This window comes from Sphingobium sp. (assembly GCF_041987595.1).
In the GTDB taxonomy this organism is placed as follows: domain Bacteria; phylum Pseudomonadota; class Alphaproteobacteria; order Sphingomonadales; family Sphingomonadaceae; genus Sphingobium.
Map to the genome: position 1 here is coordinate 45,663 of NZ_JBHIWJ010000001.1, position 15,661 is coordinate 61,323.

Consider the following 15,661-nt stretch of genomic DNA (forward strand, 5'->3'; position numbering starts at 1 on the left):
CGACGGCTGGCCGGGCCGATGCGGGGGCTTTTCTCTCAAAATGGGATCGCTAACATAATCCCCCTCAAAGCTACTTGACGAGGTGAGAGCCACCGCTTACGACGGTAAGGCCAGATCATATATGATATGAAAAAGGTCTGGAGGGGATTGCTATGCGTTTGATGCAAAGAGGCAAACGACTTGGTTGGGCTGTGGGCGCTCTGGCAGTGCTGGCCTGCTCTGCGCCCTCCGGCGCGGAAACGATCGTCTTGCGCGATTTCACGCTGATCGACGGGACGGGGCGTGCGGCGATGGCGAACCAGTCGCTGATCGTCAGCGACGGCCGGATCAGCTGGGTCGGGCCGTCCGCGCGGCTGAAGGTTCCGGCCGGGGCGAGGATCGAAAGGCTGAAGGGCAAATATGTGATGCCCGGTCTGATCGACAGCCACGTCCATCTGGGTCTGGTCGACGGCATTGCCCAGAACCTCCAATATCAAACGGCCGAAAACATCGAGAAGCAGCTGAGGCTCTATGCGGCTTACGGGGTCACGACCGTCCAGACGCTGGGCACGGAAAAGGATCTGATCTTTCCGATCCAACAGATGCGTCAGCGCCGCGGCGCCATGTCGCGGGTTTATACCGTGGGGCAGGGCGTGGTGTTCAAGGGCAGCTATGGTGGCGTTCCCGGTCTGGATCAGTCGGTCGCGACGCCGGCGGAGGCGCGGGATATGGTGGACCGGCAGGTCGCCAAAGGCGCCGACCTCATCAAGCTGTGGGTCGATGACGAATTCGGTATGCTGGAAGAGCGCATGCCGCCGCAGATCAGCAGCGCGGTGATCGACGAGGCGCACAAGGACGGCAAGAAGACCGTTGCCCACATCTTCTATTATGACAATGCCGCCGAACTGACGCGGGAGGGGGTGGACGCCTTTGCCCATTCCGTGCGCGACCGGGCGGTGGACGATGCGCTGCTGGGCCAGATGAAGGCGAAGGGCGTGTGGCAGATGGCCGCGACGCTGAGCCGGGAGGCGTCCTTCACCTACAGGACGCTGCCCTTTCTGGACGATCCGTTCTTCACGCGGGGGGTGACGCCCGCGGTGCTGAAGGAACTGGCCAGTCCGGAGCGGGCGGCGAAGCTGGGCGCTGCACCCAACTTTCCCAAATATGCGCCGACCCTGCGCCATGCGATGGACAATTTCGCGCGAGAGGCGAAGGCCGGCATCCGCTACGGCATGGGCACCGATAGCGGGCCGACCGCCCGCTTTCCGGGCTATTTTGCGCATTGGGAGCTGGAGCTGATGGTAAAGGCGGGCGTGACGCCGATGCAGGCGATCACGGCCGCGACCAGCGCCAATGCGGAGTTTATGGGCGCGAAGGACATCGGCACGGTCGCGCCGGGCAAATGGGCCGACCTGCTGGTGCTGGACCGCAACCCCATAGCGGACATTCGCAACAGCCGCGCCATCGACGCCGTCTACATCGCGGGGAGTAAGGTGCCGACGATCTGGCAGACCTGCACCGGCCGCCCGGCGGCTGCCTGCGGAGCCCGTCCGTGACCGGCGAGGCCAGCGTCGCGGAGCCGGGGGAAGTGTCGGCCGGAGCTGCCATGGCGCGTCCCACGCGCGCGCGCCACGCCGTCCTCTGGCTGACGGTGCTGGCCTATCTTATCACCTATATGGACCGCGTGGTGATCGCCACGGCGGCGCCGGTGATCGAGAAGGAATATGGCTTTTCGCCCGTGACGATGGGGTGGATATTCGCCTCCTTCTCCATCGCCTATGCCCTGTTCCAGATTCCCGGCGGCTGGCTGGGCGACAGGTTCGGGCCGCGCCGGGCGCTGACCGGCGTGGTGCTCTGGTGGTCGGCCTTCACCGCCGCGACGGCCATGACCTGGTCGGCCGGGTCGATGATGGTCTGCCGCTTCCTGTTCGGCATGGGGGAGGCGGGCGCTTTCCCGATCGCCACCCGGTCGCTGTCGCGCTGGATGCTCCCGTCGGAGCGCGGATGGGCGCAGGGCGTCACCCATGCGGGTGCGCGGCTGGGTGGGGCGGTGACGCCGGTATTCGTGGCGCTGCTCATCGTGCATTTCGGCTGGCGCATGCCCTTTATGGTATTTGCGCTGGTCGGCATCGGCTGGGCCGCCCTGTGGTTCTTCTATTATCGCGACACGCCCCGCGAGCATCCTTCGGTCAACAGCGCCGAACTGGCGATGATCGAGGGCGCGCTGGGCGCGGGCCGCGCGCGGGTCAGCGTGCCGTGGCGTCCTCTGCTCGCCAATCCGCAGCTCTGGCTGCTGTCGGCCATGTATTTCTGCTACGCTTATTGCATCAACATCTTCCTGACCTGGTTCCCCAAATATCTGCACGACGCCCGCGGGTTCGACATCGCCATGATGGGCCTGTTCGCCAGCCTGCCGCTGATGGCGGGCGTGGTGGGGGACCTGATGGGCGGATGGGCGTCGGACCTGCTGGTGAAGCGCGGCGCCGGGCTGAAGATGGCGCGCCGCGTCGTGGCGGTGATCGGATTTCTTGTGGCGGCGATGATGATCCCGCTGGCCGCCGCCATGGATGGAGAAGTCGCGAGCATCCTCTGCTTCTGCGTCGCGCTGTTCGGGCTGGAACTGACGGTCGGCGTCTCTTGGGCGGTGACGCTGGACATTGGCGGCGAATATGCGGGGTCGGTCTCGGCGGTGATGAACACGCTGGGCAACAGCGGAGCCGCGGTCGCGGCGGCGGTGACAGGTTATATCGTCAGCATGAGCGGCTGGTTCGCGGCCTTTGCGGTCCTGTCCGTCCTGTGCCTGATCGCGGCGGCGCTGTTCCTGCGGATCGATGCGTCGCGCAGGCTGGACGACGGGCAGGGCATGCGGGCCTGATGCCCCGGAACGACAAGGATCTGAAGCGCCCGGCGGCGCTTTGATGGGACCATTGCGCGCCCGGCGCGCACGACAGGAGATTGCTTAGGTGAAGATTTGGATATTCGCTGCGGGCATGGGCGCCGCGATCGCGGGCACGGCGATCGCCGCCCCCGCGCCGACCGGCAATGCCGCGCATGGGCAGCAGCTTTTCGCGCGCTGCGCGGCCTGCCACAAGGTCGGGCCGAACCCGGCGCGCTCCATGGGGCCGTCGCTGAACGGCGTCGTCGGCCGGGCGGCCGGAAGCGAGGCGGGCTACGCCTATTCGCCCGCCATGAAGGCCGCGGGCATCAAATGGGACGAGATCAGCATCGACAGGCTGCTGCAAGGTCCCGCGAAGCTGGTTCCGGGCACGAAGATGATCTTCCCCGGCATGGCCGCCGCGCAGGATCGCGCCGACGTCATCGCCTATCTGAAACAATATGGCGCGGATGGTAAGCGGAAGTGAGCGAGATGCCCCCCGCCTTCGGCGCGCTTCGCCTGCCACGCTCGGTCCTGTTCGGGCGGGGACAGCGGCATGCGCTCGGCTCCGTCGCCGGCAAGCTGGGCAGGCGCGCCCTGCTCTGCACCGACGAACGGCAGGCCGCCCAGCCCGAATTTCACGCCATGGTCGCGGACCTGCATGCCCATGGCGTGGAGGTCCGGACCTTCGACCGGACGATCCCCGACCTGCCGATCGGATCGATCGAGGCCTGCATTGAGGAGGTGCGCGATTTCGCGCCCGATCAGGTCGTCGGCATTGGCGGCGGCAGTTCGATGGACATGGCCAAGGTGGCCGCCGTTCTGCTGACCCATGGCGGCGACGTCCGTTCCTGTTATGGCGAATTCGCCGTGCCCGGTCCGGTCATGCCCCTGATCGCCATGCCGACGACGGCGGGCACCGGATCGGAAGTCACGCCGGTCGCCGTGGTTTCCGACGACGAGCGCGGCGCGAAGGTCGGCATTGCCAGCCCCCATCTGATCCCGCTGGTGGCGATCTGCGACCCGGAACTGACCGTCACCTGTCCGCCGGGCCTGACCGCCTGTTCGGGAGCCGACGCGCTGACCCATGCGGTGGAGGCCTATACGACATTGGCCCGGCCCGCCGACCCCATGTTGACGCAGGATCATGTGTTCGTGGGCAAGAACCTGTTGTCGGATCATTTTGCGCGGCTGGCCGTCGCCAACATCTTCCGGTTTCTGGAGCGGGCCTATCGCGACGGCAGCGACATGGAGGCGCGCGAGGGGCTGATGCTGGCCGCGCTGGCGGCGGGCTGCGCCTTCGGCACGGCGGGGACGGCGGCGGCGCATGCGCTGCAATATCCGGTCGGCAACCTGACGCATACCGCACATGGCGACGGGGTGGCCACGCTGCTGCCCTATGTCATGCAGTTCAACCAGCCATTCTGCATTCCGGCCTTTGCCGAGCTGGCGCGGACCGTGGGCCTGCCCGGCGCGGCGGAAGAGGCGTTGTCGCAGGCGTTCATCGATGCGGTCGCGGACCTGCTGGGCCGCGTGAACATTCCGCGCTCTCTCGCGGCGCTGGGCCTTAAGCCCGACCAGCAGGATTTCGTGGCGGAAAACGGATTGAACGCGGCACGGCTGGTCAAGAACAATCCCCGGCCCCTCGACCTTTCCGCCATGCAGGCCATCACCCGCGCCGCCTTCTCGGGCGAGCGGGCGGCGCTCAGGTCCGCCTGATTTCTCAAACAAGGTTCCCCATGACGACCCAAAGCTACACCTGCACGACGACCGACGGCCATGACGGCCCCTTTGCCATTCCCACCGGACTGCTGATCGGCGAGACGTGGATGCCCCCTGCCAGCGGCAAGCGCATCGACATTCTCAACCCCGCGACCGAAACGGTGCTGACCTCCGTTGCAGACGCCAGCCCGGCCGAAGGTCTGGCCGCCGTCGATGCCGCCGCCGCTGCCGCCGCTGACTGGGCCGCGACCCCGCCGCGCAGACGCGCCGACATATTGCTCGCCTGTTTCCACGCGATGATGGCGGAGCAGGAATGGCTGGCGCAGCTCATCGCGCTGGAAAATGGCAAGGCGCTGTCCGATGCGCGCGGTGAGGTGGCCTATGCCGCCGAATTCTTCCGCTGGTATGCGGAGGAGGCGGTGCGCATCAACGGCGAGCTGGCCGTTTCGCCATCCGGCGCGAACCGCATCATGGTGCAATATCAGCCGATCGGCATCGCCCTGCTGATCACGCCATGGAATTTTCCGGCGGCCATGGCGACGCGCAAGATCGCCCCGGCGCTGGCGGCGGGCTGCACCTGCATCCTGAAGCCGGCCGAGGAAACGCCGCTGACGGCGCTCGCGGTGGCGGAGATCATGCGCCGCGCAGGCGTGCCCGCAGGCGTGGTCAATGTCGTCAACAGCAGCGATCCGGGGCCGTTGTGCAGCCGTATCCTGCATGATCCGCGGGTGCGCAAACTGTCCTTCACCGGATCGACCGAGGTCGGCCGCATCCTGCTGCGCCAGGCGGCCGACCAGGTCATCAGCTCGTCCATGGAACTGGGCGGCAACGCGCCCTTCCTGGTGCTGGACGACGCTGACATAGACGAGGCGATCGAGGGCGCGATGGTCGCCAAGATGCGCAACGCCGGGGAGGCCTGCACGGCCGCCAACCGCTTCTACGTTCAGCGCGGCATCCATGATGCCTTCGTCGCGAAGCTGGTGAAACGCATGGGCGCGATGCGGATGGGGCCGGGCACGGACGAGGCGACCCAGTGCGGCGCGATGATCAACCGGCAGGCCATCGACAAGATCGAGCATCTGGTGGCGGACGCCGTGGTGCGGGGCGCGGAAGTGAGGCTGGGCGGCAGGGCGCCGGAGGGTGCGGGCTTCTTCTACCCGCCGTCGGTGGTCGCGAACATCCAGCCGGGGTCGGAGATATTGGTGACGGAAGTATTCGGCCCGGTGGCGGCGGTGGTTCCGTTCGACGATCCGGCGGAGGCGGTGGCGCTGGCCAATGCCACCGAATATGGCCTTGCCGCCTATGTCTATACCGGCGACCTCAAGCGCGGCCTGCAACTGGCCGAGCGGATCGAGGCAGGCATGGTGGCGGTCAATCGCGGTCTGGTGTCGGATGCGGCCGCGCCTTTCGGCGGCGTCAAGCAGAGCGGCCTTGGACGCGAGGGCGGGCATCACGGCCTGCTCGAATATTGCGAGGCGAAATATATCGCGGTCAGTTGGTAAGCAGCGGCCGTGTCACGACGCTACAGGAAATAGGAGAGGGGCCGGGATCGCGATGTTGAGGATGACCCGACGCAGGCTGTTGGGCGGGACGGTCGCCGTCGCCGCAACCATCGGAACGGTTCCGGTGCGGCGCGCCATGGCGCAGGACCTGCCCGGCGGGCCGGATACGGAATGGCGCCATTATGCGGCCGATCAGGCCAATACGCGCTATTCGCCGCTTGACCAGATCAACGCCGGGAATTTCAGCGATCTGCAGGTTGCATGGACCTTCAAGACCGACATATTGGGTGCCCGCAAGGAATATCAGTTCGAACCGACGCCGCTTCTGGTCAAGGGGCGCCTGTTCCTGACCGCCGGGTCGCGCCGCGACTGCGTGGCGGTCGACGCTGCGACCGGCGAGTTGCTCTGGATGTTCCGCAAGGACGAGGGGCAGCGCGCGCTCAACTCCCCGCGTCAGCTTTCGGGCCATGGCTGCTCCTACTGGACCGACGGCAAGCTGGAGCGCATCCTGTTCGTGACCATCGGCTATCAGCTCGTCTCGCTGGATGCTGCGACCGGCCTTCCCGATCCCGCCTTCGGCATCGATGGCGTGGTCGATCTCAAGAAGGATTTCGATCAGGAACTCGATCCGGAAACCGCTGATGTGGGACTGCATGCGACGCCGCTCATCGCGCGGGACGTCGTCGTCGTGGGTGCCGCACATGCGGCGGGCGACGTGCCCGCCGTGCGCAAGAATGTGAAGGGCTATGTGCGCGGCTTTGACGTGCGCACCGGCAAGCGCAAGTGGATCTTCCATACCATCCCGAAAAAGGGCGAATATGGCTATGACAGCTGGCTGAACGGTGATGCCGATGAGGCGGGGAATGGCGGCGTCTGGGCCGAAATGTCCGCCGACGAGGAACTGGGACTGGTCTATGTGCCGGTGGAGCTGCCCACCGGGGACGAGATGGGCATGTTTCGCCGCGGCAATGCCCTGTTCGGGGAGTCGCTCGTCGCGCTGGATCTGGAGACGGGCGAGCGGCGCTGGCATTATCAGCTCGTCCATCATGGCTTGTGGGACCGCGACATACCCTGCGCGCCGATCCTGTGCGACATACCGGTGAACGGCAGGACGGTGAAGGCGCTGGCCCAGCCGACCAAGCAATGCTTCCTCTATGTGCTCGACCGCACCAACGGCCAGCCGATCTGGCCGATTGTCGAACGGCCGGTGGAGGCGGGCGACGTGCCGGGCGAATGGTATGCCAAGACGCAGCCCTTCCCGACCAAGCCCCCCGCCTACGACGTGCAGGGCGTCGGCATCGACGACCTCATAGATTTCACGCCGGAACTGCGGGCTGAAGCGGTCGAACTGGTGAAGCAATATAAGATCGGCCCTCTTTACACGCCGCCGGTGGTCAGCAAACCGGGCCGCTGGGGCACCATTTCCGCGCCGGGCATTCAGGGCGGAACCAACTGGCCGGGCGGCTGCTACGATCCGGAAAGCCACACCGTCTTCGTCTATTCAAAGACCCAGCCCTCGGTGATCGGCATCATCCCGAACGAGGATAAGGGCGTCTCTGAATTTCCGCAGGTGCATGGCATTGCGGGAGCCGAAGTGCAGTCGCAGGTCGCGATGGGTGCGGAGGCGCCCAACCCCTTCCGGCGACCACCGGCGGCAAGGCCCGGTTCGGGAGCGCCGCCCGGCTTTCTCGCGGTACGGGGGCTGCCCTTGCTGAAGCCGCCCTATGGCCGGATCACCGCCATTGACCTGAGCAAAGGCGATCTCAAATGGCAGGTCGCGCATGGCGAGACGCCTGACAATGTGCGCAACCATCCGGCGCTCAAGGGGCTGAAGATTCCGCGCACCGGCCGCGCCGGCAATTTGGGACCGCTTTGCACCAGGACGCTGGTAATCTGTGGCGAGGCAGGCTTCTACACCAATGAATATGGCATCAGGGGCGCGATGCTGCGGGCCTATGACAAGGCGACCGGGGAGGAAAAAGGCGCGGTCTACATGCCCGCTCCCCAGAGTGGATCGCCGATGACCTATATGCTGAACAACCGCCAATATATCGTCGTCGCTATCGGCGGCGGCAATTACAGCGCCGAACTTGTGGCGTTCCGGCTTCCCGGAGTGGCTTAATGGCAGGAGTGGCTTGATGGGCAGGGTGACGCGGGGATATTGGCTGGCGGGCGCGGTGCTGCTGCTGGGTGGCGCGGTGGTGACGCGGGCGCAGGCGCCCGATCGCCATGTGTGGACCGGCGTCTATACCAAGGCACAGGCCGAACGCGGCAAGATTGCCTATGCGGAAAATTGCGCGGCCTGCCATGGCGAAACGCTGGCCGGGATCGATGTCGCGCCGGCGCTGGTCGGGCCGAATTTTCTCAACAACTGGAACAACACCTCGGCCGGGGACCTGTTCGGGCGCATCCAGTCGACCATGCCTTTGAACGCGCCGGGCAGTCTGGGCGGGCGGAAGGTCGCCGATATCGAAGCCTATATGTTCGAGGCCAACGGCTTTCCGGCGGGCGATCTGGCGCTGCCGCCCAATGCGGCCCTGATGCCCAATGTCAGGATCGTGGCGCAGAAGCCCGAACCGGCGGCGGCGGGCCAGGCATGCACATGCGGTAAATAGGGCAGGACGGCGGTGACGCCGCCCCTCATCAGGTGCCGGTCCAGTCCGGCACCTTCTTCGTCCGCGCCAGAAACTCGGCCACGCCCCGTCTGAAATCGGCGCTGCCATAGACCTCCGCGATCAGATCCTCGACATCGGGGAGGGCGTCCAGGGTCATGCGCCGGATCGTTTCCTTGGTGGCGCGGGTAGTGAGCGGCGCATTTTCTGCGGCGCGCCGCGCCAGCGCGTCGGCCTCCGCATCCAGCGTTTCGCGCTCCACGATCCGCAACAGGAAGCCGCTGGCGAGCAGTTCTTCCGCCGTCAACATCTCACCCAGCAGCACCATGCGCTTTGCCCGCTGCACGCCCACTGCCGCGCCGATCCGCGCGACGCTGGCGGCGGACAGGCAATTGCCGATCGTGCGCCCGATCGGTGATCCGAAGCGCGCGTCCCGCGTCGCGATACGGAAATCGCAGGCCGAGGAGATATTGATCCCGCCGCCTACGGCCCAGCCCTCCACCACAGCGATCGTGGTGCAGGGGATGGCGTCGATCGCGCCCATGCAGTCGTCGATGTCGCGCTCATAATCGACGCCCTGCTGGCCGCTCTGATAATCCGCGAACTTGGAAATGTCGGTGCCGGAAATGAACGCCCTTCCGCCGACGCCGCGGAACAGGGCGACGCGGATGGACGGGTCCGCGGCGATGTCCCGCGCCGCATCGCGCAGTTCGTGCCACATGGTGCTCGTCAGCGCATTATGGGCGGCGGGGTTGTCGAACAGGATATGGGCCTGATTGCCCCGCTTTTCGTAGATCAGGCGCGCTTCGCTCATCTGGCGACCTCCTGCTGCGGGGCGAGCAGGCCCATATCCATCAGTTCCTGCCGGATGAGGTCGCTATGCTCGTTCAGCAGCGGGGGCGGGAGTCTGACCTCCTGTGGCGTGCCGCGCATCTTCACCGGGAAGCCGAGCGCCTTGAACTCGCCCTCCACCGGATGCGGCACCTGCATCACCATGTCTCGGGCGACGGCCTGTTCGCTGGCCACTGCCTCGCCATAGTCGAGGATCGGTGCGGCAGGCACGCCCGCTGCGAGCAGGGCATCGATCCATTCCTGCCGCGTGCGGGCAAGGAAGGAGGGCGCAAGGTCTTCGATCAGCACGACGCGGTTGGTTACGCGTGCGGCGTTGGTGGAATAGCGCGGATCGTCCTGAAGCTCCGGGCGACCGAGAACGTTGAGGAAGGTCAGCCAGAGTCCCTGATTCGCTGCGCCGATGACGAACCAGCCGTCCGACGCCTGTACCGCCTGATAAGGGGCGGACATGCGGTTGGCCGAGCCGATGGGCGTAGGCGACCTGCCCGTGCCCCACAGTTCGGTCGTCTCCCAGATCGAAAGGCCCAGCGCGGCTTCCAGCAGGGAAGCATCGATATATTGGCCCTGTCCGCTCTTTTCCCGGCCGATGATGGCCGAGAGGATGGCATAGGCCGAGAAAAGGCCTGCACCCAGATCGGCGACGGCGATGCTGTTCTTCGCCGGTTCCATGCCCGGAAAGCCGTTGGAGCTCAAGATGCCCGACATGGCCTGCGCGATCAGGTCGAAGCCGGGGCGCTGCGCCCACGGCCCGGTCTGGCCGAAGCCTGAAATGCTGGCATAGACGAGACGCGGATTGATCTTCGCCAGCCTGTCATAGTCAATGCCGAGCCGTGCCGCGACGCCGGGGCGGGCATTTTCCACCAACACGTCGGCGCTTTTCACCAGCGCATAAAGCACCTCGCGGTCGGCGTCGTCCTTCAGGTTGAGCGCAATGCTGCGCTTGTTGCGGTTAAGCGCGAGGAAGCCGGGGCTATCCTCGCCCTTCAGGCGGAAACCCATCGAGTGGCGGGTCGAATCGCCCGTCACCGGCGGTTCGATCTTGATGACGTCAGCACCCATGTCGCCCAGCAGCATGCAGCAGAACGGGCCTGCCATTACCTGCGAAATGTCGAGCACTCTTATGCCGGACAACGGCAGCGTCGCCATATTCCATCTCCCTTACGCGCCGATCCACAGGCGCAGATTTTTCCGTCACAGATCATATTGTATATGATTTTGCCCTCTGCTACCATTACTAAGACAAAAGAACAACCGGGCTTGTCGTGAAAGATATGCCCCGCCTTCAGGAGAGGCATGTCGTTGAAAATTCCATCCTCGTTCCGCCGGCCCATCATTCTGGCTTCGCTGGTTTCCGTGGCCGCCAGCGCCCTTGGCGGGGCAGCCCCGGCCGCCTCGCCCGCCGATGGCGACTGGGCCGCTTATGGCCGCGATCCCGGCGGCGCGCGCCATTCGCCGCTCAGGCAGATCAGCACCGCCAATGTGGCGATGTTGCGGCAGGCCTGGACATATCATATGCGTCCGCCCGGCGTGACCGCCGATACAGGGCCGATGCCCGATGGCATGCGCGCCAAATTCGCCACGGGGTTTTCAGCTTCCGAAGCGACGCCGCTGGTGGTGGGTGGCGTCATGTATCTAGCCACCCCCTATAATCGCGTCGTTGCGCTAGACGCAGCGACGGGGAAAGAGCGCTGGGTCTACACGCTGGCAAACAGGGATCAGCCCTCGACCCGCGGCGTGGCCTATTGGCCCGGATCAAAGGGCAAGGGGGCGCGCATTTTCTTCGGCACGCGATCCGGCAAGCTGATCGCGCTGGATGCTGCGACAGGCCAGCCTGCCGACAGCTTCGGGGACGCCGGGATCGTCAACATGAAGACGCCCGAGGTGATGAACGGTCTGAAGGCCGCGCCGCTCGGCATGAGCAGCCCGCCTGCCATCTACAGGGATCTGGTCATCACCGGATCGCGGGTTCAGGAGATGCCGGTCAAGGGCGCGGCGGGCGACGTGCGCGCCTGGGACGCGCGCACCGGCAAGCTGGTCTGGACCTTCCACACCATCCCGCAGGCGGGCGAAAAGGGCGCCGACACTTGGGAAGGGGACAGCGCGAAGGCGCGATCGGGGACCAATGTATGGACCTTCGTCCAGGTCGATGCGAAGCGGGGCATAGCCTATCTGCCCGTCGGCGCCCCCACCTTCGACCGCTGGGGGGCCGACCGCAAGGGCAGCAATCTTTACTCGAACTCGGTGGTCGCGGTGGACGCGGCGACCGGAAAATATCTCTGGCATTTCCAGACGGTCCATCATGACATCTGGGACCTCGACCTGCCGACGCTGACACTCGTGGACATCAGGCGGGGCGGGCGGGTCATCCCTGCGCTGGTGGCGATGAACAAGACGGCGATCATGTTCATCCTCGATCGCGTTACGGGAAAGCCGCTGTTCGACGTGCACGAAATGCCCGTTCCGACGGAAACCGACGTTCCGGGCGAACAGCCCTGGCCGACCCAGCCGATGCCTGTTGCGCCGCCGCCGCTGACGCGCCTGTCCTATGCCGCCGACGACATATTGGATGTCACGCCGGAGCTGAAGGCACGGTGCGAGGCGCTGGTCAGGAAGCTGAACATCGCCCCCAGCAAGCCGTTTCAGCCCCTACGGGCCGACAGCGCGATCAACTTCTTCCCTGGCAGTCTGGGCGGCGCCGACTGGGGTGGGGGGGCTTTCGACCCGGATCTGGGGCTTTACGTCATCAACCTCAATGAACTGGCCAGTCCCCAGCAGCTGGAGCAGCAGCCCGATGGAAGCTGGAGCATGAAGGGCGGTTACGCCTATTTCGCGGACATGGAGACCGGCTTTCCCTGCCACAAGCCGCCATGGGGCGAACTGGTGGCGGTGGATGTCGTCAAGGGCACGGTCGCGTGGCGCCGTCCGCTGGGCGATACCGGCCATCCCGCGCTCAAGGATGCGGGCATCACCAGCGCAGGCGGTCCGTTCACGACGTCGGGTGGCCTGACCTTCATCGGCGCGACCAAGGACCAGCGCCTGCGTGCGTTCGAAACGAAGACGGGCAGGCTGCTCTGGACCGCGGAACTGCCCGGTTCCAGCTACGGAACGCCGATGACCTATGCCGTGGGGAAACGGCAGATGGTCGCCGTCGTGGCGACAGGGGGCTTCGCCTTTTCACCGGCCACCAGCGACGAGGTGGTGGCCTATGCGCTTCCTTGAGGACCAGACATGCGTAACGCCGGACTGACGATCATCGCTTTGGCCCTGCCCCTGATCGGGGTAGGGGCATTGGCCCAGCACCTGCCCGCGCAGGCGGCGGCGCCGCCGCCCGGCCCGGGCCTCGATCTCATCAACGAACGGTGCGGCTTCTGTCACACGATCGGGCAGGTCTTTCAGAAGCCGCGGAGCGAGGCGGAGTGGGAGGCGACGGTGCAGGGCATGGCCGATCGCGGGGCCGAGGTTTCTCCGGAAGAAATCAGGACGATTACCGCCTATCTGGCGAAAAATTACGCCACGCCCGGCGCAGCGCCGGCTGGCGCGCCGCACGCGGGCGGCCGATAACGGCGGGCGGGTGGGCGGGTGGGCCGTCCCCGTCCGCCCCCATTTCATTTGCGGTCTGCGTAGAGCGGCAGCATGCCTTTCACTTTGCTGTGCAGGCGATAGATGCTTGTGCTGCCAGTGATATAGACCGTGTAGCCATCTTCCGCGAAGGCAAGGTTGGCCGCCGTTTCCGGCAGTCTGATCTGGCCCAGCACCTTGCCCTTCGGCGTGACGATGCGGATGCCGCCCGGACCCGTCATCCAGATATTGCCTGCGGTATCGACCTTCAGACCATCCGGGCCGCCGCGACCGCCGGGGAAGCGGATCAACTCGCGCGGCGCGGACAGGCTGCCGTCCGGGCGCACGTCATAGGCGCGAACATACATTTCCGGCCCGTAATTGCCGACATAAAGGGTCCTGAAATCGGGCGAAAAGCCAATTCCGTTGGGCAAGGTCATGTCCGTGATGACCGGCGTCAGCCTTCCCCCGGCATAGCGGAACACCGCGTTGAACGGCAGCTCCTTGGCCGGATCCCTGTCCATGCCGTTGAACAGGCCGAAGGGCGGATCGGTGAACCATAGCGCCCCGCTCCCGTCGTAGACGAGATCATTGGGACTGTTCAGCCGCTTGCCCTGATAATCCGACAGAAAGGGGGTCAGCCTCCCGTCCTTGCCGACCTTCACGATGCGGCGAGCGCCCATCTGCGTCATCAGCACCGTCCCGTCGGGCGCGGGTGCCATGCCGTTGGACCCGATGCTGGCTCCCGCCGGGGGATTGGGCAGCCCGCCCGAATTGGCGATCAGTTCCTCGACCCTGCCGTCCGGACTCACCGCCCGCATTCTGTCCCCGGTCACATCGGAGAACCAGAGGCGGCCTTCATGCCATAAAGGCCCCTCGGTGAAGCCGAAGCCGGTCGCCACACGCTCGACCGGCGTGCCCGGAGCGATCACCGCGTCGAGCGCCGGATCGAGCCGTTCGACAGATGGGGCGGGGGCCGGTTCTTGCGCCAGCAGCGGGGCGCAACTCAGGTGACAGAGCGCGGCTGCAAGCAGGGCGGAGCGAAGACGGGACGGCATGGCGGTTCCTTCGGCAAATGGCGGGACTGGTCGGAGGCGGCGATTTGGCGCCGCAGATCAGACGCTGTCGGTCAGCAGGACCAGATAATCCTTGTTGAGGACGGTATTCTCGATCAGCGGCCAATTCTTTTCATGCACATCCGACCTGATCCATAGCTGCCGCTGCTCCTCGCTTTCATAGGTGAGCTGGAAGCGATAGTTGATGCCGCGGCTGGGCGCCGGACCGCCCTGTATCACGGTCCGCAGCTTCAGCATTTTGAGATCGACATAGCCACGACCGCGGAAGCTCTCGGCGGCTGGTTTGAAATGGTTGTGAAACGCATCGAGCATTTCCCGCTCTCGTGCGGGATCGACGGCCAGGTCGCAATAGAGGACGATGGGTTTGCGCGCGGATGGAGCGCCGGTCCGTGCGGCGGAACGGGCGGCTCCTGCGGTCGTACCGAGGCCCAGCAGGGCCAGTCCCTTCAATAAATGACGCCTGTTCATGGCTTCTCTCCTTGTCATGGTGGTCCCCTTTCCGGGGGGCGAAACAGCGGTTATCGGCGAGGCGGCAGGCGTGCCTCGGTCTCGGCGCGGTAGCGGGCTTTCGCCGCCAGATCGCGGGCGACGCCGATGACCATGAGTTCGAGCGGCTGGCTGCCCGTCTGGCGAATCGCCCGCGCTTCCCCCAGGTCGACCGGCACGGCGTCGCCTGCCCCGACCGGCGCCGTTTCCTCGTCCAGCGCCACTTCTCCGGTGCCGGAGATCACATAGTAAACCTCGCTCATGTCCGCCTGCGCCCGGCGTTCCAGCGTCGCGCCGGCGGGCAGCAGTATATGATCGACATAGGACCAGGGCGTCGAAAAGACCGTCGGTCCCAAAGCGCGGCGGTAAAGGACGCCTCCGGCCGCGTCGGGGAGGTTGGCCGCCGCTGGGTTCAGCAGGCTGCGATCCAGCCGCATGGTGATGAATTGCGGCACGGGGTCGAGCGTCGCGCCGGTCCGCGGATCGCCCAGATCGAAATTGTCATAGCTTTTCGTCATGCCGACATTGATGTTCAGCCATTGCAGGGGTCTGTCGGTCGGATTGTAGATGCCATGGGCGTGGCCCATGCGGTCGGGCACGCCGACGGGGCCGGCAAGGCGCGAAGTGCGACCGTCGATGGTGAATTCCGCTTCGCCGTCAAGGATGACAAACATCTCCTCGCAATCATTGTGGAAATGCTGGCCGATGCCGCTTCCGGGCGCGATCGTGCCGCGATGAACGAAGAGGAGGTTGGTGCTGAGCGCATGGGCGCCGAGCAGCGGGCCGAACCGCATCGAACCCGCACCGCCATGAACGCCGGTTGCGACGCGCATCCCGCCCGGATCGGCACGGCCGATGCGCTGCGCCAGCGGCGGCGCGGCATGCGCCGCCGCGCCAAAAGCGATCAGCGCTGCAATCAGCCCCATGCGCGGCATGCCCATCTTCCCCTCTCCGATGCTTGCTCTTGTCGGTTTATACCGACATACATTATCTCACGAC

The 15,661-nt window shown here is 65.7% G+C and carries 14 protein-coding genes; 9 read left to right on the plus strand and 5 right to left on the minus strand.

Annotated elements, in window-relative coordinates; genetic code table 11:
* Nucleotides 1-191 precede the first annotated feature (191 nt).
* The 7 genes from ACFC3J_RS00180 (at nt 192) to ACFC3J_RS00210 (ending at nt 8,693) form a co-directional block, all read left to right on the plus strand.
* Nucleotides 192-1,535, plus strand: coding sequence for an amidohydrolase family protein (locus ACFC3J_RS00180; protein WP_375194190.1), 1,344 nt, complete (start codon nt 192-194; stop codon nt 1,533-1,535).
* The gene (locus tag ACFC3J_RS00185) at nt 1,532-2,854 is read left to right on the plus strand and encodes an MFS transporter (protein WP_375194191.1); all 1,323 of its coding nucleotides are present in this window, start codon (nt 1,532-1,534) and stop codon (nt 2,852-2,854) included. Before ACFC3J_RS00180 ends, ACFC3J_RS00185 begins: the two co-directional genes overlap by 4 nt.
* 88 nt (nt 2,855-2,942) lie before the next feature.
* Entirely contained in the window at nt 2,943-3,341 is a 399-nt protein-coding gene (locus ACFC3J_RS00190) for a c-type cytochrome (RefSeq protein WP_375194192.1), read from the plus strand.
* A 5-nt stretch (nt 3,342-3,346) separates the two neighbouring features.
* Complete coding sequence (locus tag ACFC3J_RS00195) at nt 3,347-4,573, plus strand: iron-containing alcohol dehydrogenase (RefSeq protein ID WP_375194276.1); 1,227 nt, start codon at nt 3,347-3,349, stop codon at nt 4,571-4,573.
* A 20-nt stretch (nt 4,574-4,593) separates the two neighbouring features.
* Complete coding sequence (locus ACFC3J_RS00200) at nt 4,594-6,078, plus strand: NAD-dependent succinate-semialdehyde dehydrogenase (RefSeq protein WP_375194193.1); 1,485 nt, start codon at nt 4,594-4,596, stop codon at nt 6,076-6,078.
* Between the two features lie 61 nt (nt 6,079-6,139).
* Nucleotides 6,140-8,200, plus strand: coding sequence for a PQQ-binding-like beta-propeller repeat protein (locus ACFC3J_RS00205; protein WP_375194194.1), 2,061 nt, complete (start codon nt 6,140-6,142; stop codon nt 8,198-8,200).
* 16 nt (nt 8,201-8,216) lie between these two features.
* Entirely contained in the window at nt 8,217-8,693 is a 477-nt protein-coding gene (locus tag ACFC3J_RS00210) for a c-type cytochrome (protein ID WP_375194195.1), read from the plus strand.
* Nucleotides 8,694-8,721: 28 nt separating this feature from the next.
* Here the strand turns inward: ACFC3J_RS00210 and ACFC3J_RS00215 are convergent, their stop codons facing one another.
* The gene (locus ACFC3J_RS00215) at nt 8,722-9,504 is read right to left on the minus strand and encodes an enoyl-CoA hydratase (protein ID WP_375194196.1); all 783 of its coding nucleotides are present in this window, start codon (nt 9,502-9,504) and stop codon (nt 8,722-8,724) included.
* Nucleotides 9,501-10,688, minus strand: coding sequence for a CaiB/BaiF CoA transferase family protein (locus ACFC3J_RS00220; RefSeq protein WP_375194197.1), 1,188 nt, complete (start codon nt 10,686-10,688; stop codon nt 9,501-9,503). The genes ACFC3J_RS00215 and ACFC3J_RS00220 overlap by 4 nt, the downstream gene beginning before the upstream one ends.
* 147 nt (nt 10,689-10,835) lie before the next feature.
* On the opposite strand from ACFC3J_RS00220, the gene ACFC3J_RS00225 reads away from it, so the two are divergent.
* Nucleotides 10,836-12,761, plus strand: coding sequence for a pyrroloquinoline quinone-dependent dehydrogenase (locus ACFC3J_RS00225; RefSeq protein ID WP_375194198.1), 1,926 nt, complete (start codon nt 10,836-10,838; stop codon nt 12,759-12,761).
* A gap of 9 nt (nt 12,762-12,770) precedes the next feature.
* A complete protein-coding gene (locus ACFC3J_RS00230) occupies nt 12,771-13,103 on the plus strand; it encodes a c-type cytochrome (RefSeq protein WP_375194199.1) in 333 nt (110 codons plus the stop codon).
* Between the two features lie 44 nt (nt 13,104-13,147).
* On the opposite strand, the gene ACFC3J_RS00235 is transcribed toward ACFC3J_RS00230, so the two are convergent.
* The 3 genes from ACFC3J_RS00235 to ACFC3J_RS00245 are packed head-to-tail and all read right to left on the minus strand — an operon-like array spanning nt 13,148 to nt 15,603.
* The gene (locus ACFC3J_RS00235; protein ID WP_375194200.1) at nt 13,148-14,158 is read right to left on the minus strand and encodes an SMP-30/gluconolactonase/LRE family protein; all 1,011 of its coding nucleotides are present in this window, start codon (nt 14,156-14,158) and stop codon (nt 13,148-13,150) included.
* A 57-nt stretch (nt 14,159-14,215) separates the two neighbouring features.
* Nucleotides 14,216-14,644 (minus strand): hypothetical protein, encoded by a 429-nt coding sequence (locus ACFC3J_RS00240; protein WP_375194201.1) that lies wholly within the window; start codon nt 14,642-14,644, stop codon nt 14,216-14,218.
* A 50-nt stretch (nt 14,645-14,694) separates the two neighbouring features.
* Nucleotides 14,695-15,603, minus strand: a complete 909-nt coding sequence (locus tag ACFC3J_RS00245) for a cupin domain-containing protein (protein ID WP_375194202.1) — start codon at nt 15,601-15,603, stop codon at nt 14,695-14,697.
* Between the last annotated feature and the right edge of the window lie 58 nt (nt 15,604-15,661).

Coding starts and splice junctions, on each gene's coding strand:
- ACFC3J_RS00195 (WP_375194276.1), top strand. CDS start 3,347: ATGCCCCCCGCCTTCGGCGCGCTTCGCCTGCCACGCTCGGTCCTGTTC.
- ACFC3J_RS00205 (WP_375194194.1), top strand. CDS start 6,140: ATGACCCGACGCAGGCTGTTGGGCGGGACGGTCGCCGTCGCCGCAACC.
- ACFC3J_RS00230 (WP_375194199.1), top strand. CDS start 12,771: ATGCGTAACGCCGGACTGACGATCATCGCTTTGGCCCTGCCCCTGATC.
- ACFC3J_RS00220 (WP_375194197.1), bottom strand. CDS start 10,688: ATGGCGACGCTGCCGTTGTCCGGCATAAGAGTGCTCGACATTTCGCAG.
- ACFC3J_RS00210 (WP_375194195.1), top strand. CDS start 8,217: ATGGGCAGGGTGACGCGGGGATATTGGCTGGCGGGCGCGGTGCTGCTG.
- ACFC3J_RS00215 (WP_375194196.1), bottom strand. CDS start 9,504: ATGAGCGAAGCGCGCCTGATCTACGAAAAGCGGGGCAATCAGGCCCAT.
- ACFC3J_RS00200 (WP_375194193.1), top strand. CDS start 4,594: ATGACGACCCAAAGCTACACCTGCACGACGACCGACGGCCATGACGGC.
- ACFC3J_RS00235 (WP_375194200.1), bottom strand. CDS start 14,158: ATGCCGTCCCGTCTTCGCTCCGCCCTGCTTGCAGCCGCGCTCTGTCAC.
- ACFC3J_RS00240 (WP_375194201.1), bottom strand. CDS start 14,644: ATGAACAGGCGTCATTTATTGAAGGGACTGGCCCTGCTGGGCCTCGGT.
- ACFC3J_RS00225 (WP_375194198.1), top strand. CDS start 10,836: ATGTCGTTGAAAATTCCATCCTCGTTCCGCCGGCCCATCATTCTGGCT.
- ACFC3J_RS00245 (WP_375194202.1), bottom strand. CDS start 15,603: ATGGGCATGCCGCGCATGGGGCTGATTGCAGCGCTGATCGCTTTTGGC.